Source organism: Bacteroides pyogenes (genome assembly GCF_014196225.1).
GTDB classification, from domain to species: Bacteria; Bacteroidota; Bacteroidia; order Bacteroidales; family Bacteroidaceae; genus Bacteroides; species Bacteroides pyogenes_A.
Map to the genome: position 1 here is coordinate 121,859 of NZ_JACIDI010000009.1, position 23,141 is coordinate 144,999.

Genomic DNA, 23,141 nt, shown 5'->3' on the forward strand with positions numbered 1-23,141 from the left:
GTGTTTTCACAACTCGACACCTCCTTTTATATCACTTTATCCTTAACCGGACAAATATATTTATAATGAAACGATTCATATTTTCTCTCATCGGATGTCTCTGCCTTTTCCTTAATGCCCCGGCACAAAACGGTACAGCAGGCTCCGTATTCCTGTTCAAGAGTTTTCAGCAAGCTCGTGTCATATACAAAGACGGGAGACATTTTTCAGTTCCGCTCAATTACAATCTGGCTACTTCTTCATACGTATTTATCGACAAGGCGGACGGTAAAGAAAAGGAGTTTTCCGAAGCAGAGCAGATTGCAGTCATACAGATAGATGACAGAACCTTTTTGATGAGAGCAGGAAAAGCGACCGAAATCATTCAGGCCGAACCGGAGTTCTATGTTTCTTATACGGGCAACATAAAAAAAAGACCTCACCAAATCTCGCATGGAGGAACGACTGAAACCGCTTCAGTAGAAAGCTACTCAACAATAGCCGGCACAGGAATCATAGGAGGAGTGCGAATTAATGACGGAACGGTATCAACGATAAATAAAACTTATGAGGCGAGAATAGGAGGAAAAATCAAACAATTTTACAACAAGAGAAGTTTCCTAAAGATTTTTCCTAAAGAAAAACGACTCTTGTTGAAAACATTTATAGAAGAAAATAACATAAACTTCGATTCCATAGACGAAGTTTTAAAGCTGTATCGTTACACCATTATTAATATTTAAAACTGCTTCCTCCCAAAAATTCACGCAGCAATGAGGTAGGCGGAATTTCTTTGCCTCGTACAGGAGTGAAATACGAGATAAACTTCAGCAGCCGGTAGGCCTCGCTGTATTCGGGGCAATTGCGCGGAACTCCCATCAAAATGGGTTCGGCATGGAGGCGCAACACGGCAAACTCGAAAAGCAAAGCGGAATTGAACATCACATCGGCATTCTCCTGATAGGGGAATATCCACTTATCCTCTCCGGCACGCACGCTGGGCCAGCGCGAAATGGTTTCGCGGGCGGAATATCCCCGGTAGTTGAAATCGCGAATGATACGGCGCAGCAACCGGTTGTCTGTGGTAGGAATCCAGTTGTGATCGTCGAGCGAAATGGTAGTCAGCGCCGAAACATATATTTTAAATTTCTTCCGGTCGTCGATATGGGCTGTCAGCTTAGGGTTCAACGCATGAATGCCCTCCAGAATCAAAATCGTGTTTTCTCCGATTTTCAGCTTATCGCCCGTATATTCCTTCTTGCCCAACGCAAAGTTGAAACGGGGCAGTTGCACTTCTTCACCGCTGAGCAAAGCTCCCAGATGGTTGTTGAACAGATCGAGGTCGAGGGCGTAAAGCGATTCGTAATCATAGTTTCCGTTCTCGTCCAACGGCGTCTCTTCACGCTCTACAAAGTAGTCGTCGAGCGAAATGGAATACGGTCGCAGGCCGTTCGCCATCAACTGAATCGAAAGCCTTTTGCTGAATGTTGTTTTACCCGAAGAAGACGGGCCTGAAATGAGCACCAGCTTTACCCGGTTGCCGTTCTCGCCTCTATGGAAAATGGTATCCGCAATCTGGGCTATCTTTTTTTCCTGCAAAGCCTCCGTCACATTGATAAGATCGGTGGCATAGCCTCTCTTGCATGCCAGATTCACATCGCCGGCGTTGTTCAGCCCCATGATATAATTCCAGTTCAGGTACTCTTTGAAGACATCCAGCATCTTTTCTTGCTTCACCACCTCTTCCAGAATCTCCGGATTTTCTTTGTTGGGGATGCGTAACAACAGCCCGTCGTAATAATTTACCAGATCGAACACCTTGAGATAGCCCGTGCTCGGAACCAAATTGCCATAGTAATAATCGACCGTATCGCCCAATGTATAATAATAAGTATAAAGCGAGCCGGAGGTTTCGAGCAGCCTGACCTTATCTTTCATTCCGCGTTCGCCGAAGACACGCACTGCCTCCGATGTCTGACATTCGATGCGGTGGTACGGAATATCTTCCTCTACGATTTCACGCATGCGCTTCTTAATGCTGTTCACATCTTCCGGCGTGATGGGACGGCCGATCCGCAGGTTGCAAAAATACCCTTTCGACACCGGATGCTCCACGTACAGCTTTCCCTGCGGAAAAATCTCGGTGATGGCTTTGAACAACACAAAGCAAAGTGAGCGAACGTAGGTACGCATACCCGACGAATCTCTGACATCGAGAAACTCCACATCCTTATTGTTATAGACTCTGAATTTGAGCCCTTCGGCACGGTTATTTACCTTCGCGCTCACCACCTGATAAGGAAAATTAAGATTAAAACCGTGATAAATATCCAAAAGTGAGCTTCCGATAGGGAAATCTTTATAATTATTATTATTTTTGCAGCAAATTCGTAACATCTGTGTCATGGACATTCTTTATTAAAGTGGTACATGGGACTAATATACTTACTAATCGGTCAGAGAACAAACAACCATTAAAAATTTTATAGATGGAGTATTCTTTTTATGATTTTTTAAAGCTCATTGGCTCATTGGGGCTCTTTCTGTATGGGATGAAAATAATGAGCGAGGGCTTGCAAAAAGTCGCAGGCGACAGGCTACGAGGTATTCTGACAGCAATGACCACCAACCGGGTAACGGGAGTTTTCACGGGAGTATTGATTACGGCCCTTATCCAGTCTTCGTCGGCCACCACAGTAATGGTCGTGAGTTTCGTGAATGCGGGACTGCTTACTCTGGCCCAATCCATCAGCGTTATTATGGGTGCCAACATCGGTACGACAGTCACTGCATGGATTATTTCGGTCTTCGGATTCAAGGTAGACATGGGAGCCTTTGCCCTTCCGCTTCTGGCCATTGCCCTGCCGCTTATCTTTTCCGGCAAAAGCAACCGTAAGTCTATCGGCGAATTCATTTTCGGCTTCTCGTTCCTTTTCATGGGGCTCTCGTATCTGAAAACAAACGCGCCCGACCTGAACGCCAATCCGGATATGCTCGCCTTTGTGCAAAACTATACTGACATGGGCTTCATGTCTATCCTGCTGTTCCTGTTCATCGGAACCATCCTCACCATGATCGTGCAGGCATCTGCCGCCACCATGGCCATCACCCTGATCATGTGCGCCAACGGGTGGATCAGCCTCGAGCTCGGAGCTGCTCTGGTGCTGGGCGAGAATATCGGAACCACCATCACCGCCAACCTTGCCGCACTGACAGCCAACTCACAGGCGAAGCGGGCGGCATTGGCACATTTCGTATTTAACGTATTCGGCGTCATCTGGGTATTGGCAATCTTCCATCCCTTCATGCAGCTTGTCAACTGGATAGTAGACAACTTTTTCTCAACGGCCGATCCTCAAGTGAGCATTTCGTACAAACTTTCCGCATTCCACTCCATCTTCAACATCTGCAACGTATGCCTGCTGATATGGGGCGTAAAACTGATCGAACGCACGGTATGCGCCATAATCCGCCCCAAAGAGGAAGACGAGGAACCCCGTTTGCGCTTTATCACGGGCGGCATGCTTTCTACGGCAGAGTTGTCGATCCTTCAGGCGCGCAAGGAAATACACTTGTTTGCCGAGCGCATACACCGCATGTTCGGAATGGTACAGGATCTGCTGCATACGGAGAAAGGAGACGACTTCAACAAAGTGTTCAGCCGCATCGAAAAGTACGAAAGCATCAGCGACAATATGGAGTTGGAAATAGCGAATTATCTGAATCAGGTGTCCGAAGGGCGGCTTAGCTCTGAGAGTAAGCTGCAGATACGTGCCATGTTGCGCGAAGTAACCGAGATTGAAAGCATCGGCGACAGCTGCTACAACCTCGCCCGTACCATCAACCGCAAGCGGCAGACCAACCAAGACTTCACCGAAAAGCAGTACGAGCACATTCATTTCATGATGAAGCTCACCAACGACGCTCTGACACAGATGATTGCAGTGGTGGAGAAAACAGAGCATCAAAGCATCGACATCAACAAATCGTTCAATATAGAAAACGAAATAAACAATTACCGCAACCAACTGAAGAATCAGAATATCCTAGATGTGAACAACAAGGAATATGATTATCAGATGGGGGTATACTACATGGACATCATCGCCGAATGCGAAAAACTGGGCGATTATGTAGTGAATGTGGTAGAAGCAAGCAGCGATGTAAAAGAGAGGAGAACGGCTATGCTCTGAAAGCGGAAAATGCTTTGAATGCCCCATCATCTGCCGCCCAAACGGGAACTTACGACACGAAGAAGGGGCTTAAAAGCAGGCGAAGCAAATAATAAACGCAGATTTACACGGCTTCCATAGGACCTGTAAATCTGCGTTATGTGCGTTTGAAAGGACGTTTGTAGACCCGCGCTGTTCGTTTGAAAGCCGTTTGCCGGTTCGTCATTGCCGAACAGCCGGCACGCCCTCCCCTTACATCTTCTTTTTTTTATTATTCTTCGTAAGGTTCAAAATCTTCCTTTCCTACTCCGCAAAGGGGGCATACCCAATCTTCCGGAATATCTTCAAAGGCTGTTCCCGGCTCGATGCCGCTTTCGGGATCTCCCAATTCCGGGTCGTAGATGTATTCGCAAACCACACAAATGTACTTCTTCATAATGTTATGTTTTTTATTAGTTTCAATTCATATAACGTAGGCAAAAGATTTTTGTTCAATACTGTTCTTTTCTTCATACACATAAAAGATTTACCCGAAGAAGTGCATGCAAGCAACGAAGACAGGCGGCGAAAAAGAAACACCCGGACAAAAGAAGGCGAAGAAGCTAAAAAAGATTCAAAGAAGAAGAAAACTCTCAGATTTATCAAAAACAGTTTCTCCATATTTAGATAAAACGTTATCTTTGCGCCCGTTATCATCATAGAAAAAACCGGCAATTAACATAAACCTTATGGCATTACAAATTATAGCTGTCACTTTGTCTGTTATTCTATTAACAGGCATGTTGTTCGAAATAAAACGAAAACGACAAATACAGCAATCATTAGCCTTGGAATCGAACAAACTGAAAAGCGCCAATCATATCAACAACGCTATCTTTAAAAACATACACGCTTTTATCTTGCTGGTAAACAAAGAACTTACGGTTCTCCATACCAACTATTACGAGCGAACAGGCACGTTAAAGACACAAGAGGAGAAGAAAGTAGGCGATCTGCTGCAATGCCGGAACGCCCTATCATCCAAAAGCGGCTGCGGAACTCACCCCTTCTGCGCCTCCTGCCCCATACGCCAGACCACCCTCAAAGCGTTCGAAGAGAAAAAGAGCTTTTCCGATCTCGAAGCTACCGTAGAGTTAAAGCTAAACGGCAATCAAGAAACAACATGCAACACCGTCATATCGGGCACATACCTGTTGCTCGACGGAGAAGAAAACATGGTAATCACTGTTCATGACGTAACCAAGCAAAAAAGAACTGAGGAAGAACTCAAAATAGCGAAAGAAAAAGCGGAAAAAGCGAATTTGTCGAAATCTGTCTTCCTCGCCAATATGAGCCACGAAATCCGTACACCGATCAATGCCATTACAGGATTTTCTGAAATATTGAGCTACACAAACGTTGAAGAAGAAAAGATACAGTACAAAGAGATCATAAAAATGAATGCCGACCTCTTGCTGCAACTGGTAAACGACATTCTCGACCTCTCAAAGATAGAAGCCGGAACCATCGATTTCACTTATACGAATATAGACGTCAACCAATTGCTCTCCGACTTGCGCCAACTCTTTCAAATGAGAATAGCCCACACTGAAAAAAACAATAAAATAGAAATCATTACCGAACCCGGGCTATCGGCGTGCCTGATAAAGACCGATCAGAACCGGCTTATTCAAGTGTTGTCCAACTTTATAGCGAATGCCATAAAATTCACCGAGGCGGGAAATATCCGCATAGGCTATCAATCGAAAGAGAATGAGCTTTACTTCTACGTAAGCGACACCGGTTCGGGAATTCCTCAAGACAAACTTCAAGATATATTCGAACGGTTTGTAAAACTGAACAAAGAGGAGAAAAACGGTACGGGACTGGGGCTGGCCATATCCAAAGGTATCGTTAACAAATTGGGTGGAAGGATTGGCGTCGAATCCGAAATCGGAAAAGGATCGACATTTTGGTTCACCTTGCCTCTCTGTCCGGATTGCGATTTAACAGAAGGGAGTAACTTCCTAAAAAGTTTTAATTAAAAAGCTATATCACAATTTAATATTGTACTTTTGCATTCCTAACTAAACGCATGTATCTGCATGAGTGCAAAAAAAGAGGATTATTATCATTTAGGTCTTACAGAGAATGAAGTCCTGCAAAGCAGGAGAGAAAATGGTATAAATCTGCTGACACCCCCCAAGCGTCCTTCTCTTTGGAAGCTTTATCTTGAAAAGTTCGAAGACCCGATTGTGCGCGTCTTGCTGATAGCAGCCGTACTGTCGTTGATCATCTCCTTGATAGAAAACGAATATGCCGAAACCATCGGAATCATAGCCGCCATCCTGCTGGCTACGGGCATCGGTTTCTTTTTCGAATACGACGCCAATAAAAAGTTCGACCTGCTGAATGCCGTCAACGAAGAGACTCCCGTGAAAGTGATACGCAGCGGACGGATACAGGAAGTGCCGCGCAAAGACATTGTCACAGGCGATATCGTCATTTTGGAAACGGGCGAGGAGATTCCCGCCGACGGAGAGTTGTTGGAGGCCATCTCCATGCAAGTGAACGAGTCGAACCTCACCGGCGAACCGGTTACCGGGAAAACCATCATCAAAGAAAACTTCGATAAAGAGGCTACTTACTCCTCCAATTTAGTGATGCGCGGCACTACCGTAGTGGACGGACACGGAACGATGCGCGTAACTCATGTGGGAGATGCCACCGAGATAGGCAAAGTGGCCCGCCAAAGTACGGAACAGCCGCTGGAACAGACTCCGTTGAACATACAGCTCACACGGCTGGCGAACCTGATCGGGAAGATCGGTTTCACCGTCGCTTTGCTGGCTTTCCTTGCTTTCTTCATCAAAGACGTATTGCTTCACTACGACTTCGCCGCACTGAACGGTTGGCACGACTGGTTGCCGGTTTTGGAACGAACCCTCAACTACTTTATGATGGCGGTCACGCTGATTGTAGTGGCTGTGCCCGAAGGCTTGCCGATGAGCGTCACCCTCAGTCTGGCTCTGAACATGCGCCGCATGCTGTCTACCAACAATCTGGTGAGAAAGATGCACGCTTGCGAAACGATGGGAGCCATCACGGTGATCTGTACCGACAAGACAGGCACGCTGACCCAAAACCAGATGCAGGTGTACGAACCGAGTTTCTATGCACTGGGCGTTACCGGGAAACTGGTCGATAACGATGAGGTGAGCAACCTCATCGCCGAAGGGATCAGCGCGAACTCCACCGCCTTTTTGGAAGAAACCGAAGGACAATGGAAGCCTAAAGGCGTGGGAAACCCGACGGAGGTGGCTTTGCTGCTCTGGCTCCACCGGCAGGGACGCAATTACCTCGAACTTCGCGAAGAATCCCGCATCATCGACCAATTGACTTTCTCTACTGAACGGAAATTCATGGCGACACTGGCCGATTCGCCGCTGCTGGGGAAAAAGGTGTTCTATATGAAAGGAGCTCCCGAAATCGTGCTCGACAAATGCCAAGATGTGGTATTGAACGGGAAGCGGGTAGAGGTGTCGGAATACCGTTCGACGATAGAAAAGCAATTGCAAGAGTATCAGAATATGGCGATGCGGACGCTCGGATTCGCATTCAAAATAGTAGACGGGAACGAACCCGACGACTGTGCTGCCCTTTCATCGGGAGGCGACCTAAGTTTCTTAGGGATAGTGGCCATCTCCGACCCTATCCGTCCGGATGTTTCGGCAGCGGTACACAAATGCCGGGCGGCGGGTATCGGAATCAAGATAGTAACCGGCGACACTCCCGGCACAGCAAGGGAAATTGCCCGGCAAATAGGGCTTTGGGATCCGGAGACGGACAACGAAAACAACTCGATTACCGGTATCCGGTTTGCGGAGCTGAGCGACAAAGAGGCGCTGGAACGGGTGAAAGACATCAAAATCATGTCGCGCGCACGGCCTACGGACAAACAGCGGTTGGTGCAGCTGCTCCAACAAAACGGGGCGGTGGTAGCCGTAACAGGCGACGGAACGAACGACGCGCCCGCTTTAAACCATGCCCAAGTGGGGCTCTCTATGGGCACAGGAACTTCGGTAGCGAAAGAAGCGAGCGACATCACCCTGCTCGACGATTCGTTCAACAGCATCGGAACGGCAGTAATGTGGGGACGTTCGCTCTATAAAAACATCCAGCGGTTCATCGTTTTCCAGCTGACCATCAACTTTGTCGCCTTGCTGATTGTCTTGCTCGGATCCGTCATCGGTACGGAACTTCCGCTCACCGTTACGCAAATGCTGTGGGTGAACCTGATCATGGACACCTTCGCCGCTCTGGCACTGGCTTCGATTCCTCCCAGCGAGAAGGTAATGCGCGAAAAGCCGCGCCGGAGCAGCGACTTCATCATCACACGCCCCATGCGCAACTACATCATAGGAGTGGGAACTCTTTTCCTCATCGTGCTGTTGGGCATGATTTACCATTTCACTTACAGCGATCAGGGAATGACCATCTACCGGCTCACGGTTTTCTTCACTTTCTTCGTGATGCTTCAATTCTGGAACCTCTTCAACGTGCGCGTGTTCGGTACTTCCGACTCAGCATTCAAGGGGCTTTCCAAGTCGTACGGCATGGAGTTGGTCGTACTCATTATCCTGATCGGACAATTCTTAATCGTGCAGTTCGGCGGAGCTGTATTCCGCACCGTACCGCTCAGTTGGCAAACATGGCTCTGGGTGGCGGGCGTTTCTTCCATGGTGTTATGGGTAGGAGAACTCATCCGCCTCATTCAACGTATATCATTTAGACAAACAAATAAAAATGAAAAGTAAAGGAATTAAAAACCTTCTTATCGATTTCGGCGGCGTACTGATCGATCTTGACCGCCAACGATGCATTGACAACTTTAAAAAACTGGGGTTCGAGCACATAGAAGACATGCTCAACATTTATCACCAGCAGGGACTCTTCCTGCAATACGAAAAAGGATTGATCACTCCCGCCGAATTTCGGGAAGGCGTTCGCGAAATGACAGGCAAAAAACTGACGGACGAGCAGATAGACGAAGCATGGAACAGCTTCTTGGTAGACATACCTACTTATAAGCTCGACTTGCTGCTGAAGCTCCGCGAGAAATATGTAGTCTACCTGCTCAGCAACACGAACGAGATACATTGGGAATGGGCATGCCGGCACGCTTTCCCCTATCGCGCCTTTCAGGCGAAAGACTATTTCGAAAAAATATATCTCTCATTCGAGATGAAAATGGCAAAGCCCGAAGCCGGTATTTTCAAAGCGGTTATCGAGGATGCGGGCATCGACCCGAAGGAAACGCTCTTCATCGACGATTCGAAAGAGAACTGCCGGATGGCTCAGGAGCTGGGCATATCGACCTATACTCCGCAAGCCGGAGAAAACTGGAGCCACCTGTTCCCCGAACAAAAAAGAATATAAGAACATGCAAGTCATAAACGACATATCGGCTTTTCCTCCCGAACCTTGTGTGGCGACCATCGGTTTTTTCGACGGAGTACACACAGGACACCGTTACCTTATCAGGCAGGTGAGAGAGATAGCGGCAAGCAGAGGATTGCGCTCCGCACTGATCACCTTTCCGATTCATCCCCGCAAGGTGATGCAGAGCGATTACCGCCCGGAGCTGTTGAACACCCCCGAAGAAAGGAGAAGCCTGTTGAGCGAAACCGGAGTGGATTATTGCCTGATGCTCGACTTCACGCCCCAAGTGGCAAGCCTCACCGCCGAAGAGTTTATGACGCACATACTGAAAGAACGCTTCCGGGTGGAATGCCTCGTCATAGGATACGACCACCGCTTCGGACGCGACCGCAGAGACGGGTTCGACGACTATGTACGTTACGGAAAAGCCATCGGTATGGATGTGATACAAGCCTCTGCCTGCACCGCGGATATCGGTTCGGACAGTTGCAGACAAGCGTCGCCCGGCGGTGAGACGCCGGTAAGTTCCTCGCTCATCCGGAATCTTTTGCGGCAAGGCGAAGTAGATACGGCAGCACGCAGTCTGGGATACCAATATTTCATGAACGGAATAGTGGTAGGCGGCTACCGGATAGGAAGAAAAATCGGCTTTCCCACCGCCAACCTGAGCGTAGACAACCCCGACAAGCTGGTTCCTGCCGACGGAGTGTATGCCGTATGGGTAGATTTCGACGGGAAAAGGTACAAAGGAATGCTGAACATAGGCGTACGTCCCACCATCGGCAACGGGCCTCATCGCACCATCGAGGTGAATATTCTTCATTTTTATTCCGATATCTACGACAAGTCCATCCGGCTGACGTTCGTCAAGCGTACGCGTCCCGAACTGAAGTTCGACACCATCGACGAGCTTATCGCCCGGCTCCATAAGGATGCCGAAGAGGTGGAAGCCATATTGGGATAACTTTCTACGCTGCCGGTTTTTTATTCAGACGTACGCCTACAACGTAGAGACCGTATTGGGATAACTTTCTACCTGATCGTACTGCCGGTCTCTCCGGTCGACACAGAAGAGTGAAAGCTATATCGACACAACTTTCCACATATCCATTTTCAAATGATAACCACTCTTTTAACCGGACCGGAACAATTGCTTTCGGCTTTTTGCCTGTCTTATTCTCAAACGATAACCACTCTTTCAATCGGCGGAGAAGCCGAACCTGTATCCGTATTTATCGATAAACAATAAAAAAATATCGTTTATCGCTTGGATATTAAAACATAAACGCTACCTTTGCATATCGATAAACGATAGATAACCACCGATAAACAATAATAATTTCTTTAAGTAACAACGATTATAAAAGCAACGTATTATGAAAAAAGCATTGATGAGCATATCGATATTAGTCATATCGATTTCCATGGTTGCCATGTTTATATGCAGTCATGTCACAAGTGCGTGACATGAGCAAGACCGGGAGCGAACAAACCTAAGTGTAAAAAATCAGCAAAAAAATATGAAAACAGCCATTAAAATCGTTTTGATAAACTTTCTTCTGGCGCAAATCGTGGCGCCTCTCGTAATCGTTATTCCATATATATTCTACCTGCTGAGCACTTCACAGCCGGTAAGCCAGGCGGCCGTCATGCAAACGATTCTGATTCCGGCGCAACTGGCAGGGCAGTTGTTGATGGCGCTTTATCTATGGAAAGCGGGTTACATCGGCAAAGAGAGAAGCACATGGTCGCCTGTGTCGGTTTCTTACCTCGGGCTCAGCGTACTGGCTATTCTGTCGTGCGGAGTGGTTGTAACGGCTATTACCGAATTGATGAAAGGCATTCCCAACATCATGGAGCAAGCTTTCGACATTCTTTCATCCGGATGGGGAGGCATTCTTGCCATCGCCATCATAGGCCCCACGGTAGAAGAGCTGGTGTTCAGAGGAGCCGTACTGAAAGCCCTGCTTAAACAATACAGCCCCACGAAAGCCATCCTCATCTCCTCACTGCTGTTCGCCGTGTTCCACCTCAACCCCGCGCAGATGCTTCCCGCATTTCTATTGGGCGCTTTGCTGGCGTGGACGTATTACAAGACAGCCAGCCTGATTCCCTGCATACTGATGCACATCGTCAACAACTCCTTGTCGGTTTACCTCATGGCCCGATACCCCGAAGCGGAAAGTCTGGGCGACATTGCCGGCACTTCCACATACTTCATCATTGTTTCGGCAGCCGCCGTCATACTGGCAGGCGCGCTTTTACGCATGCGCCGGACAAGCGTGGCATACCCGTGGAAGCAAGAAACGGAACCAACCAACTAAAACTTGATAGCGATGAAAAAGAGACTCAACATTCTTTGCATACTGATATTTATCACTTTGGGAGCTTCGTTGTACACCAAAGGATACATATTCGGGATGGGCATACATGCCGGAATAAGCATCGCAAAAGAAAGACGGGACATTCCGGAGCAAAGTAAAGAAGCGGTATTCGCGGGAGATTTACGCATCGTAGACCTGATTCCCTCCACTGCCGTATGGAAACCGGACAGTATCATCAACGCCAAAAGCGGGGAGAGTTTGCCGGTCGTTCACACCCAGATGGCGGTTCGCGTGGGGAAAGGCATAAGCTACCCCTACGTGATAGTAAACGCCTGTTGTTCGTTAATCGGCATCGCATCGGGCGTTGCCGCGTTAATATTCTTCATCCTGCTGATTCTGGACATCAACCGCTCGCAGATTTTCGAATGGAAGAACGTGCGCCGGTTGCGGTGGCTGGGAGGGCTGCTCATTGTCTCTTTCGCGTGCTACCTCATTCCGCAGATTGCCAACTACCGGGATCTGAAAGAGATTCTCGCACTCGACAAATACATAATCACTCCTTATGCCATCGAGCTGACCGACTTGCTGTTGGGACTCGCCTGCCTCGTAGTGGCGGAGAGTTTTTCGATCGGGCTGAAGATAAAGGAAGAGCAGGAGCTTACCATTTGACGTACACCGGAGAAGGAACTCCGTGTCGGTAGCGATACATCTCTGTCCGGCAAACGGCACCGACGAACCGGACAGAAGCGCGGATACAGCAAACGAACGATGCCATACCGGCAGGAAAGATACAGAAGACAAGGATGTCGTACGCGACGGAGCAGTAGACGAACGATGACATGCCGGCAGGAAGTGCCCGGACGCAGTAAGTAAAAAAGTAAAAAAAGAGTTTATGGCTATAATAGTAAACCTTGACATAATGATGGCGCGGCGAAAGATTTCGCTGGGCGAATTGGCGGAGAGAATCGATATTACTCCCGCCAATCTATCCATACTGAAAACGGGGAAAGCCAAAGCCATCCGTTTCTCCACCCTCGAAGCCATCTGCAAAGAGCTGGATTGCCAGCCCGGAGACATTCTGGAATACCGTGAGGAGAAACCTTGAGAACGCCGGACGAAGCGACCGCAAACAAAGGATGAATGAAAGAAAGGGATGGCTACAAGGTTGTTTATAAAGCGCAAAATCACCGCTAAAAACCTTATCGGGAACTGTGCGCAAATCACTACGCTTTCCGAAAGAATATTCGGGAAAAAGGAGTCTCGCCATTGGCGGGATTACTTTTAAAGCATAACAACTTTTCGCTTCAGCTTCATTCATAAGCGATGCAAAGGAGATAAAGGCATTGCGGCCGGTATCTATTTGGCTGCTCCCCCTTTTGCCTTGAACGCCAACGCATACATGCGTATCTGTTTCACCATCGAGAGCAGACCGTTGCTACGGGTGGGCGAAAGATGTTCTTTCAGTCCGATTTTATCGATAAAGTAAAGATCGGCGTTCAGGATTTCATCGGGCGTATGACCCGAAAGCACTTTAATCAGCAAGGCTATGATGCCCTTTACGATCAAGGCATCGCTTTCTGCCTTGAACACTATCTTACCGTCCACTTCATCGGCCTGAAGCCATACCCGGCTCTGGCAACCCTCAATCAGGTTTTGCCCGGTCTTATACTTATCTTCCAGCGGCTCTTGCTCGTTGCCCAGATCGATAAGCAACTGGTAGCGGTCCATCCAATCGTCGAAGTCGCTGAACTCCGCAATCACTTCATCCTGTAATTCATTAATCGTCATTGCTAATCTAACGTTTTCATATATTAACGCACGGCATTGCGCCATTCTTTATTTCTCGTTGTAAATAACCGTCCTTTTCTCTGTTGACGCAAAGACTCTTCTTGACACCATTTTTTATTTCTCGTTGTAAATAACCTCAAGCACAGTCTGCCCCACTGCCTTCAGCGTGTTCTTATCGATATGCTCCATCGTGTCGTTCACGGTGTGCCATGTGGGGGTGAAACTTCCTTCGGGATGGTAGGGAACGATATCGATGGTCTTGATGCGCGCCAAGCGGTTGACGAACAAATGGTCGTCGGTGACGGAGCCTCCCGGTTCGTTGACAAACGTTTTGCCGTAGCCCAGCCTTTTGGCAGCTTTCCACACCTTCTTGTTTATATCGGCGGCAAAATGCTCGGAGTAGCCCTCTTTGAGGAAAACACTTCCTTCACCGCCCACCATGTCGAGCAGGATTCCGAAACGGGCGTTATATCCCTGCACGTGCGGATTGCGTGCCCAATATTGCGCTCCGAGGCACCAAGCATCCTCGCGGTGCTCTCCTTCGTAGAATTGCGGAGCTCCATAGTCTTCGGCATCCAGAAAGATAATGTCGATCCCCAGCTCCGGTTGGTTCTGATTGATGAGTCGGGCAATTTCGAGCAGAACCCCCACCCCGCTCGCGCCGTCGTTGGCTCCCAGAATAGGAGTGCGGTGATGCTTCTCGTCGGGGTCGTTGTCCGCCCAAGGGCGTGTATCCCAATGGGCAAAGAGCGCGATTCGCTTTTTAGTCTCGGGCTTGTAAGAACCGATGATGTTGCGTGCCTTCAGCAGAGTGCCGTCGTAAGCAATGAGGTCGGCGTATTGGTTGGTTACTTGCGCGCCAAGCTTCTCCAGCCGGCTCGCCAGATAGTTGCCGCAAGCCACATGCCCTTTGGTATTGGGCACGCGTGGACCGAAATCCACCTGACTCTTTATGTACAAATAGGCGCTATCCGCATCGAACAGGGGGACGCTGACCGCCGTCTCTCCGTTTGCCTTATCCGCAGTCCCCGTCTTTGTTCCTCCTCCGCACGAGAATGCCGACAGGAACAAGAAAGAACTGAGCAAGGACATGATAAACATCTTATTCATTTTCATATTTTTGTGTTAATACTTTCGGGTTATTCAGAGGCTCTGTTTCAGTTGTTCAGCGCTTCTGTTTCGTTTATTCAGAGGCTCTGTTTCATCTGTTTGAAGGCTCTGTTTCATCTGTTTGAAGGCTCTGTTTCATCTGTTTGAAGGCTCTGTTTCACTCGTTCGGAGGCTCCACTGCATCCGTCAGGAAACTCACTACATCTGTTTGAAAACTCTGCTTCATCTGTTCGGAAACTCTGCTGCATCCGTTTGGAGACTCCACTGCATCTGTTTAAGAGCTCCGCTTCATCCGTTAGGAAACTTTGCTTCATCTGTTCGGAAACTCCGCTGCATCTGTTTGAGAACTCCGTTTCATCTGTTAGGAAACTTTGCTTCATCCGTTTGGAGACTCCACTGCTTCTGTTTGAGAGCTCCGCTTCATCCGTTAGGAAACTCTGTTCCATCCGGTCGGAAACTCCGCTTCATCTGTTCGGAGCCTCTGTTTTTTCTGTTAAGACTTCAAATTTAGCGATTTTTGTCAAAGCATCACTCGAACGGAGTGTTTTATTAACAATAAACAGCAACTTCGCCTCAACAAACAAGGAACCATCGACCTTTTCCTCACAGCTTTACCCGGAAATAAAACGCTACAATGTTTCAACGGGAAGACTGCATTACGCCCTGAAAGAAAACACTCCGAAGGCTATAGGAGCACACAGTATTTCAACGGGAAGACTGCATTACGCCCTGAAAGAAAACACTCCGAAGGCTATAGGAGCACACAGTATTTCAACGGGAAGACTGCATTACGCCATGAAAGGGAACGCTCCGAAGGCCATAAGGCCCACAGTATTTCAACGGGCAGACTGCATTACGCCATGAAAGAAAACGCTCCGCAAGCAATAGAGCCTTACAATATTTCAACGGGCAGTGGCGCCAATCACTTCCTCATTACGGCTTTCATCGCAAACAAGTTCAATCCCACCTGCGTCATTTAAAGCGTTGCCAACCCAAACAAAAGTTTTTATCGCACACAAACTTCAACTCCACCTCTCTATGTGAAGGTCAAGGCATACTTGGAGACATTCTTTCATCGCCGACAAACTTCAACTCCACTCCTTGCCTGCCGACCGTAAACTCCACATCGGCGCCGTTGACAAGCGGGAAGTTACGGGTGACGTGCCCCACCGGAAAGCCGAAGCAGACGGGATAATCGTACTCTTTCACCAGATCCGCCAACGCCGCATACAGCTCTTTACCCAGCGAACGGTCTTCTTCGTACTCGGTAAACTGACCGATAATCAGCCCCGAGAGTTTCCCGAGCACTCCCCCCAGTTTCAGGTTATACATCATCCGCTCCACAGCATGGGGACGTTCGCCGATGTCTTCGAGAAACAGCACCGTTCCTTCGGCGGGAATGTCGTACGGAGTGCCGCGAAGCCCGTAAGCCACCGCCATGTTTCCTCCGCGCAGCACTCCTCTCGCCGTGCCCTTCCTGTTCAGGCGATGCTTCTCGCAAGTATACAAGGGAAGTTCGCCGAACAAAATATGCTTCAAATGCAGGGTGCAGGGGTCATCCTCCGGCTCAACGGCAAGGTGACGCGCCATGAGCGCATGCAGCGAAGCGTATCCGTTGGCTTGAAACAGATTGTGCAACGCAGTGATGTCGCTGAATCCGATCAGCCATTTCGGAGATTGACGGAAAGCCGTGAAGTCGATCTTGTCGATCAGATGCACGGCTCCGTAACCTCCCCTGCTGCAAAACACCGCCTTCACCTTCGGATCGTCCATAGCCCGCTGAAAGTCCCTCAGGCGTTGACGGACGGTTCCGGCATACTTCCCGGAGTCTCCTCCGGCATGCTTCCCCATCAGCACCTTCAGTCCCCACGACTCCAACCGCTTCTTGGCTCCTTTCAAAAACCGGTTGTCTACCTTGCTCGACGGCGAAACAATCATCACCGCATCTCCTTCCTGCAAGAAAGGAGGAAACAGCATATCCATACTTAATCTTATTTTTAGAAGGAAAAATACTTCTTGCAAAAATACACGAAAAAACCGTTCGCCTCGCATATTCACAGGGCAAAACGGCAGAAACTAACAAAAAGTTATCAAACATACGCATTTTTTCGAGTTCCCATCGTGATTATCTCAATCATTTTTTAGATATTTGCTGAAAATCTAACGTTATGGAACCCATTCGAAACTTTGCCCAGCTAACAGAATACTTAAAGAAGCAAAACCGCAGGCAGCGCATCGTTGTGGTTTGCGCCAACGACTCCCATACCGAATACGCCATATCGCGCGCTTTGGAAGAAGGGATTGCGGAATTCATCATGGTAGGCGACTCGTCGGTAGCCGACAGGTTTGCCACGCTCAAGAAATATCCCCAATACGTAAAAACCGTTCATATAGAAGACCCCGACGAAGCCGCACGAGAAGCCGTGCGCATCGTTCGCGAAGGCGGGGCGGACATCCTGATGAAGGGCCTCATCAATACAGACAACCTGCTGCATGCCATACTCGACAAGGAGAAAGGGATTCTTCCCAAAGGCAAGATACTGACTCATCTGGCGGTGATGGAAATTCCCTCTTACCACAAACTGCTTTTCTTCTCCGACGCGGCGGTGATTCCGCGCCCCACGCTGCAACAGCGCATCGAGATGATATGGTATGCCATCTGCACCTGCCGGCATTTCGGAATCGAGCAGCCGCGCGTTTCGCTTATCCACTTCACCGAAAAGGTGAGCGCCAAATTCCCCAACTCGCTGGACTATGTGAACATTGTCGAGCTGGCGGAAGCGGGCGAGTTCGGAAACGTTATCATCGACGGGCCTCTCGACGTGCGCACTTCGTGCGAACAAGCCAGCGGAGACATCAAGGGCATCGCGTCGCCCATCAACGGACAAGCGGACGTGCTGATCTTCCCGAACATCGAATCGGGCAATACGTTCTACAAATCCGTATCGCTGTTTGCCAAAGCCGAGATGGCGGGGATACTGCAAGGCCCTGTCTGCCCGGTAGTAGTCACTTCGCGCAGCGATTCAGGACTGTCGAAGTACAACAGCATCGCCATGGCGTGCCTGCAAGCGGCAAGTTGCGAATGCGAGAAAAAGAAATAACCCCAACCGTTCATACTAACCCGTCATTTACGCATTATGAAGATTCTGGCCATCAACCCCGGCTCCACCTCGACGAAAATAGCCGTATACGAAGATCAAAATCCGGTTTTAGTGAGCAACATCCGTCACACGATAGAGGAACTTTCGCGCTTCCCCGAAGTGATCGACCAGTTTGAATTCCGCAAGTCGCTCGTTTTGCAGGAACTCGAAAAGAACGGCATCCCTTTCGAGTTCGATGCCGTCATCGGACGCGGCGGCTTGGTGAAACCGATACCCGGCGGAGTGTACCGGGTAAACGATGTGTTGAAAGAAGATACGAAGCATGCCATGCGGACACACGCCTGCAATCTGGGAGGACTGATTGCCGACGAGCTCGCCGCTTCGCTTCCCGGTTGTCCCGCCTTCATCGCCGATCCGGGAGTGGTGGACGAACTGGACGAACGTGCCCGGCTGACGGGTTCGCCGCTATTGCCCCGCATCACCATCTGGCACGCGTTGAACCAAAAGGCCATTGCCCGCCGCTACGCCAAAGAGCAGGGCACCACATACGAAAAGCTTAATCTCGTCATCTGTCATTTGGGCGGAGGCATTTCCGTAGCGGCTCATCGCCACGGGAAGGCCATCGATGCCAACAACGCCCTCGACGGCGAAGGACCTTTCTCGCCCGAACGGGCAGGAACGCTTCCGGCAGGGCAGCTCATCGACCTTTGCTTCAGCGGGAAGTTCACGAAAGACGAACTGAAAAAGCGCATTGCCGGACGCGCGGGGTTGGCCGCTCACTTAGGCACGACCGACGTGGCCGCCATTGTGAAAGCCATCGAAGCGGGCGACAAGAAAGCGGAGCTGGTGATAGACGCCATGATTTACAACATTGCCAAAACCATCGGAGGCGCGGCTACCGCGCTTTACGGCAAAGTCGACGCCATTCTGCTCACAGGCGGCATCGCCTATTCGGAGTATGTCATCAGCCGTTTGAAAGAGCGCATCTCGTTTCTGGCTCCGGTGGCGGTCTATCCGGGCGAAGACGAGATGGAAGCGCTGGCGATGAATGCCATCGGCGCATTGAAAGGAGAACTTCCCATACAGACCTATAAATAAACGGAACGTGGCGGGATTGACGATGTATATATCTTTACGCCGGTAACTATAAATAGAATGGTTAGTTTCCCACTGGGGAAACAAAAGTTTCCCGCTTGGGAAAATAAAGTTTCCCCGGTGGGAAACTTTTGTTTCACTTCGATGAAACTCTTGGAAAACATAAGGGAAGTTTGCGGTCGAACCTATTTTAAAACAAGACAACCATAATCTGACGTTTTCACCAGACGAAAGACCACAAGGAAAAGCATGCGCCGGAATGCCATCCGAAAACGAACCTGACGCAACAGCACGCGGGCCGCGCAGGAGGAACAGGCTGTGCAACCGCCCCCGCATTCCTTTCTCGGTGCAGGCAGTAATGCCTTTCTGCGGAAACTTTTCGGGCAAAAACATCTTTTCATTCATTTTTTCTCATATATTTGCAGGGTGTTTGTTAAGTTAATAAATTGATTAAGGTCGATTATTGACTATTTCGAATCGGGAAGTATGGGGGTACTTCCCGATTCTCTTTTCATGGGCGGACACGCTTGCCGGCATCGGCAAACACTCCTGCCGAACGAAACGAAGCAGGGCATAGCGAATCTGTCGATTGTTCGCTATGCCCTGCCTTGTTTGGTCTTCTTCTCACACTCCGACGGGAAAGCGTTGCGCCCGCCGGACGGCTCCGTTCATCAGAAGCTGTAACGGCAACCTACGTAGAATGAACGCGGTTGAGTGGGACCGTAGATGTATCCGCTGTCGCGGCTGGCTCCACGGTCGAAATCCTTCTGGAAGGAATTGAAGATATTGCTCATTCCGGCATACAACTGAAGCGCTGTGGCTTGTGTGACGCGGAAATCATAAGATACTTTCGCGCCCAGATCGAAGAATGAAGGCGTGGTGACCAGTTCGTCCCAACGGGGAGCAGCGGCATCGTCGCCCGTTCCGTCGTTAAATCCGGCTGTACGCTTGCCCGCTTTGATGGCTGCGATATCGGTTTCGGCAGCGCCTACTCCCCACTCGATGGCATGAGGGGTTTTCATCTTTCCGGTGAATGTTCCGGTAAGGGCGATGTTCAGGGGACGTACCGGGTTCCATCCGAAGGTAAAGTATCCGTACGTATCCGGTGTGCGCGTGATGGCTCTGTCTGCCTGAGCCTCGTTTTCGAACTTGCCTTTGTCTTCTCCGTCGGCAATCTTCTTGAAGTTCGATCCGTCGGCCTTAGGCTCTGTGCCGTCAGTAAGCGCTGTACGTTCGCCCCATTCCTGCGCATCGTCGTATTTGTTGGAGGTCAGCGTAATTCCCGCTTGCAACTGAACGCGGCGGAATGCCAGTTTCCCTTCGATGTTGGCGCCGAATATCTTGGCCCCGCTACCGTTCACACGAGTGTAGCGTTTGATTCCGTCACCCTTTGCAGCTTGTTCCTGCAAAGTGAACACGTCTTTCAAGCGGGTATAGAAACCTTCTACCAGAAGGTTTGCCTGCACCTCTCCGAAGCGGTGGTACATATCCGCGCTCAGGCTGAAGGCGTGGCTTATCTCCGGATTCAAACCTTTCCGGTTCTCTACCTTCTGAGCCTCTCCGCCCACTACGCCCACGTGCAAATCTTCATCGAACACTTGCGGGGCACGGAAGCCTTTCGCATAAGTGGCACGGAGATTGATGTCCTCTACCGGATTGAAACGCAACGTGGCGCGGGGGCTTACGATGGCATCGTCCACTTCGGAATGTTCGTCCACGCGCACACCCAGCAACAGGCTCCAGCGGTTGTTCTTCCATTCGAGCTGTGCAAACTGGCTCCAGTTGTTGATGCGTTGATCCAACTCCGGATACAGTGGGATATATTTACCGCCGTCTTTGATGGGTTTGCCGTCGGCATCCACTGCCGGATACCAGCTGCGGATAGGCATATTGTCGCTCAGTTCGTCGCGGGTGTATTCGGCTCCCACCAGCAATTGGGCGGGCATGAAGAGAAGTTTGTCGAAGTTGTACGAATATTGCACGCCGCCCATATACGTACGCCCTTTGGTAAATCCGTAATTATCGCCGTACATATCGTGGGGCACAGGGCTTCCCAATATGCCCAGCTGCTTGCCGTCGGCCTCCAGTTCGCCGATTCCGCCGTAATAGCTCTTACGTCTGATAAGCTGTGCCGAGGCGTAAGTCTGAAAATGATGTTTCGAATCGGCAGAGCGCAGATCGTATTTCAGGTTACCGCTATAGATGCTATGGTCTATCTGTTCGGCCACTGCCGCCACATGTGCGGGCCATTCGTCTTTCACATGGTCGCCGCCGCGGCGAAACTCCTGTATGCTGTGCACCTCTGCCGTCAGCCGGCTGTAATCGGACGTACGCAGGAAAACATGCGCGCCTACCGAACGCGAATCTATTTTACCGATTTCGGAAAACCCGTCATCGTTCTTGTCCCACGGATTGCGGTAACGCATCTGCCCGAAGAACATGGCTCCGGCTCTCTGGTCGTCGCTTACGATAGACCCGTTGAAAGACAGATTGTTATCAATGGCTTTCATGCCTGTAAACCCGAGCGACTCGTTCACGGTGAAAGAATTCCTTACCGGCTCTTTGGTGATGATATTCAGCACCCCCGCAATGGCCGACGAACCGAACAGCGCAGAACCGCCTCCGCGCACCACCTCCACGCGTTCGATCATATTGGTCGGAATCTGTTCCAATCCGTACACGCCGGCAAGGGCGCTCATGATGGGGCGAGAGTCGATAAGAATCTGTGTATAGCGGCCGTCCATACCGTTGATGCGCACTTGGTTGAAGCCGCAGTTCTGGCAGTTGTTCTCCACGCGCACGCCCGGTTGGAAGACGATTCCCTGCGCAAGATTGTTGGCATTGGCGCAAGCGAACATCTTCGTATCGATTACGTTCACCAATGTAGGAGCCAGACGGCGGGTAGTCTCATTGCGGTTGGCCGAAACAACTACCGCATCGAGCGCGGCCACATCCTCCTCAATATGGAAGTTCAACTCGAGCGTAACCCCTTTTTTGAGTACGACTTCCTGCTCTTGTGTCTTGTAGCCGACAGCTTTCATCACAACCGTTTTCTTGCCCAACGGCAAATCCATCAGGCGGAAATGCCCCGTATTGTCGGAGACGGTACCGATGGTTGTCCCTTTCAGGAAAATACTCACTCCGGGAACATGATCGCCCGTAGAAACCTCAATGACATGTCCGATGATATTGGCATCGGTCTTTACTTTCTTATCAGCACCTTCCGCACGCAAGAAAGACATGGCCAAAAAAGCCATCAGTGTTGCTAAAACAAATCGTTTCATTTTTAGTTATAATAAGTTGTTTTTCTGTAAGTAAAGATTCCCATTTAAAAAGATCTTTTTTTGTTTGCGGATGCAAAAATAGTTTTTTTAACGAAGGAACAAGTATTGCAGCATCACCCGTTTAAAAGAGAACATGCAAAATAGCAACAGATAGGTAGGATGCCTTCAGGAGACATACCTATAAATAGGTAAAGGAGAAAAGGTTTTATCTCAGCAACTTAAAAGCAACGAAGAATATCTCGCTGCACAGATGGAAAGAAGCCGGAGATAGAGAGAGTATCGGTTCAGCGGCAGCGTTGCTGGGAAACTCTTTGGGCGAAGTAACCGCATCTCAGGAAGAGAGTTTTTAGAATGACGCACTAAAGTTCATTCAGAACCGGTGAAACAACAACATCTCAGGAAGAGAGCGGAGAATGTAGAAGAGAAAACGGACAAGGCCCTCAGCGGAAGAACCCGGTGTATATCTGTCTGAATACGGAGTGGCGGACTTCCAATCGCAGCGAAAGGAATCGGACACTCTTATTGCACCCGGCCTGAACGGAGCGGAACGGCGAGAAGCATTTGAGGATGAAGCCACAAAAGGCAGGTCGTTACAACAAAAACAAATGTAAATGTGTCAAAACTAAATTAAACCAAAGAAGAACTTTTAATCTGAAACTTGAGCATCCTAAAAAGCAAGAGAAAGAGCTGTATCATTACTCGAAACAGAGTTCGATACGGCTCTTTTAAGTTTGGTAGTTACAATCTGTAACTTTTCGGGATGATCATTTTTGTTTTGACACATTTACATTTGCAGTATTAAATATCCCAATAAAAATATAAGTGTATATTTGAAAAGAAGAGTTGCAGTGAACTAACTTTGACACT

Annotated in this window: 20 protein-coding genes; 14 read left to right on the plus strand and 6 right to left on the minus strand. The window is 49.3% G+C overall.

Going from position 1 to position 23,141, the window contains the following annotated elements; translation table 11 throughout:
* The first annotated feature begins 65 nt into the window (after positions 1-65).
* Positions 66-722 (plus strand): hypothetical protein, encoded by a 657-nt coding sequence (locus GGR07_RS07995; protein WP_021645189.1) that lies wholly within the window; start codon positions 66-68, stop codon positions 720-722.
* On the opposite strand, the gene GGR07_RS08000 is transcribed toward GGR07_RS07995, so the two are convergent.
* On the minus strand, positions 712-2,385 hold the full coding sequence (locus GGR07_RS08000) for a nucleoside kinase (protein ID WP_021645190.1): 1,674 nt from the start codon (positions 2,383-2,385) through the stop codon (positions 712-714). The two genes, GGR07_RS07995 and GGR07_RS08000, sit on opposite strands and share 11 nt — an antisense overlap.
* A gap of 83 nt (positions 2,386-2,468) precedes the next feature.
* Here GGR07_RS08000 and GGR07_RS08005 point away from each other — a divergent pair, with 83 nt between their 5' ends.
* Positions 2,469-4,172 (plus strand): Na/Pi cotransporter family protein, encoded by a 1,704-nt coding sequence (locus GGR07_RS08005; RefSeq protein WP_021645191.1) that lies wholly within the window; start codon positions 2,469-2,471, stop codon positions 4,170-4,172.
* A 250-nt stretch (positions 4,173-4,422) separates the two neighbouring features.
* On the opposite strand, the gene rd is transcribed toward GGR07_RS08005, so the two are convergent.
* On the minus strand, positions 4,423-4,587 hold the full coding sequence (gene rd, locus GGR07_RS08010; RefSeq protein ID WP_021645192.1) for a rubredoxin: 165 nt from the start codon (positions 4,585-4,587) through the stop codon (positions 4,423-4,425).
* 106 nt (positions 4,588-4,693) lie between these two features.
* Between rd and GGR07_RS13795 the strand changes: the two genes are divergently transcribed.
* The 9 genes from GGR07_RS13795 (at position 4,694) to GGR07_RS08050 (ending at position 13,001) form a co-directional block, all read left to right on the plus strand.
* A complete protein-coding gene (locus tag GGR07_RS13795) occupies positions 4,694-4,852 on the plus strand; it encodes a hypothetical protein (RefSeq protein ID WP_155897777.1) in 159 nt (52 codons plus the stop codon).
* A 108-nt stretch (positions 4,853-4,960) separates the two neighbouring features.
* Positions 4,961-6,175 (plus strand): sensor histidine kinase, encoded by a 1,215-nt coding sequence (locus tag GGR07_RS08015; RefSeq protein ID WP_051322495.1) that lies wholly within the window; start codon positions 4,961-4,963, stop codon positions 6,173-6,175.
* Between the two features lie 60 nt (positions 6,176-6,235).
* Positions 6,236-8,947: a calcium-translocating P-type ATPase, PMCA-type gene (locus GGR07_RS08020; protein ID WP_021645195.1), complete on the plus strand. Its 2,712-nt coding sequence runs from the start codon at positions 6,236-6,238 to the stop codon at positions 8,945-8,947.
* Positions 8,937-9,569, plus strand: coding sequence for an HAD family hydrolase (locus GGR07_RS08025; RefSeq protein ID WP_021645196.1), 633 nt, complete (start codon positions 8,937-8,939; stop codon positions 9,567-9,569). Before GGR07_RS08020 ends, GGR07_RS08025 begins: the two co-directional genes overlap by 11 nt.
* A gap of 4 nt (positions 9,570-9,573) precedes the next feature.
* On the plus strand, positions 9,574-10,536 hold the full coding sequence (gene ribF, locus GGR07_RS08030; protein ID WP_021645197.1) for a riboflavin biosynthesis protein RibF: 963 nt from the start codon (positions 9,574-9,576) through the stop codon (positions 10,534-10,536).
* A 556-nt stretch (positions 10,537-11,092) separates the two neighbouring features.
* A complete protein-coding gene (locus GGR07_RS08035; protein WP_034543477.1) occupies positions 11,093-11,896 on the plus strand; it encodes a CPBP family intramembrane glutamic endopeptidase in 804 nt (267 codons plus the stop codon).
* A 12-nt stretch (positions 11,897-11,908) separates the two neighbouring features.
* A complete protein-coding gene (locus GGR07_RS08040; protein ID WP_021645201.1) occupies positions 11,909-12,565 on the plus strand; it encodes a DUF2975 domain-containing protein in 657 nt (218 codons plus the stop codon).
* A gap of 22 nt (positions 12,566-12,587) precedes the next feature.
* The gene (locus GGR07_RS08045; RefSeq protein ID WP_021645202.1) at positions 12,588-12,734 is read left to right on the plus strand and encodes a hypothetical protein; all 147 of its coding nucleotides are present in this window, start codon (positions 12,588-12,590) and stop codon (positions 12,732-12,734) included.
* A 54-nt stretch (positions 12,735-12,788) separates the two neighbouring features.
* Positions 12,789-13,001 carry a helix-turn-helix domain-containing protein gene (locus GGR07_RS08050; RefSeq protein ID WP_021645203.1) on the plus strand — a complete coding sequence of 71 codons (213 nt, stop codon included), beginning with the start codon at positions 12,789-12,791 and terminating at the stop codon, positions 12,999-13,001.
* Positions 13,002-13,252: 251 nt separating this feature from the next.
* Here GGR07_RS08050 and GGR07_RS08055 read toward each other — a convergent pair whose 3' ends face one another.
* The 3 genes from GGR07_RS08055 to GGR07_RS08065 form a co-directional block, all read right to left on the minus strand.
* Positions 13,253-13,684 carry a SufE family protein gene (locus GGR07_RS08055; RefSeq protein ID WP_027325190.1) on the minus strand — a complete coding sequence of 144 codons (432 nt, stop codon included), beginning with the start codon at positions 13,682-13,684 and terminating at the stop codon, positions 13,253-13,255.
* Between the two features lie 114 nt (positions 13,685-13,798).
* A complete protein-coding gene (locus tag GGR07_RS08060; protein WP_034543494.1) occupies positions 13,799-14,794 on the minus strand; it encodes a M20 family metallopeptidase in 996 nt (331 codons plus the stop codon).
* Positions 14,795-15,841: 1,047 nt separating this feature from the next.
* Positions 15,842-16,777, minus strand: a complete 936-nt coding sequence (locus GGR07_RS08065) for a S66 peptidase family protein (RefSeq protein ID WP_034543493.1) — start codon at positions 16,775-16,777, stop codon at positions 15,842-15,844.
* A 185-nt stretch (positions 16,778-16,962) separates the two neighbouring features.
* Here GGR07_RS08065 and GGR07_RS08070 point away from each other — a divergent pair, with 185 nt between their 5' ends.
* The 3 genes from GGR07_RS08070 to GGR07_RS08080 all read left to right on the plus strand — a co-directional run bounded on the left by GGR07_RS08070 (position 16,963) and on the right by GGR07_RS08080 (position 19,674).
* Complete coding sequence (locus GGR07_RS08070) at positions 16,963-17,895, plus strand: phosphate acyltransferase (protein WP_021645209.1); 933 nt, start codon at positions 16,963-16,965, stop codon at positions 17,893-17,895.
* 36 nt (positions 17,896-17,931) lie between these two features.
* Entirely contained in the window at positions 17,932-18,993 is a 1,062-nt protein-coding gene (gene buk, locus GGR07_RS08075) for a butyrate kinase (protein WP_021645210.1), read from the plus strand.
* A 483-nt stretch (positions 18,994-19,476) separates the two neighbouring features.
* Positions 19,477-19,674 carry a hypothetical protein gene (locus GGR07_RS08080; RefSeq protein ID WP_034543474.1) on the plus strand — a complete coding sequence of 66 codons (198 nt, stop codon included), beginning with the start codon at positions 19,477-19,479 and terminating at the stop codon, positions 19,672-19,674.
* On the opposite strand, the gene GGR07_RS08085 is transcribed toward GGR07_RS08080, so the two are convergent.
* Positions 19,662-22,274 (minus strand): TonB-dependent receptor, encoded by a 2,613-nt coding sequence (locus GGR07_RS08085; RefSeq protein ID WP_034543473.1) that lies wholly within the window; start codon positions 22,272-22,274, stop codon positions 19,662-19,664. The two genes, GGR07_RS08080 and GGR07_RS08085, sit on opposite strands and share 13 nt — an antisense overlap.
* Positions 22,275-23,141 lie beyond the last annotated feature (867 nt).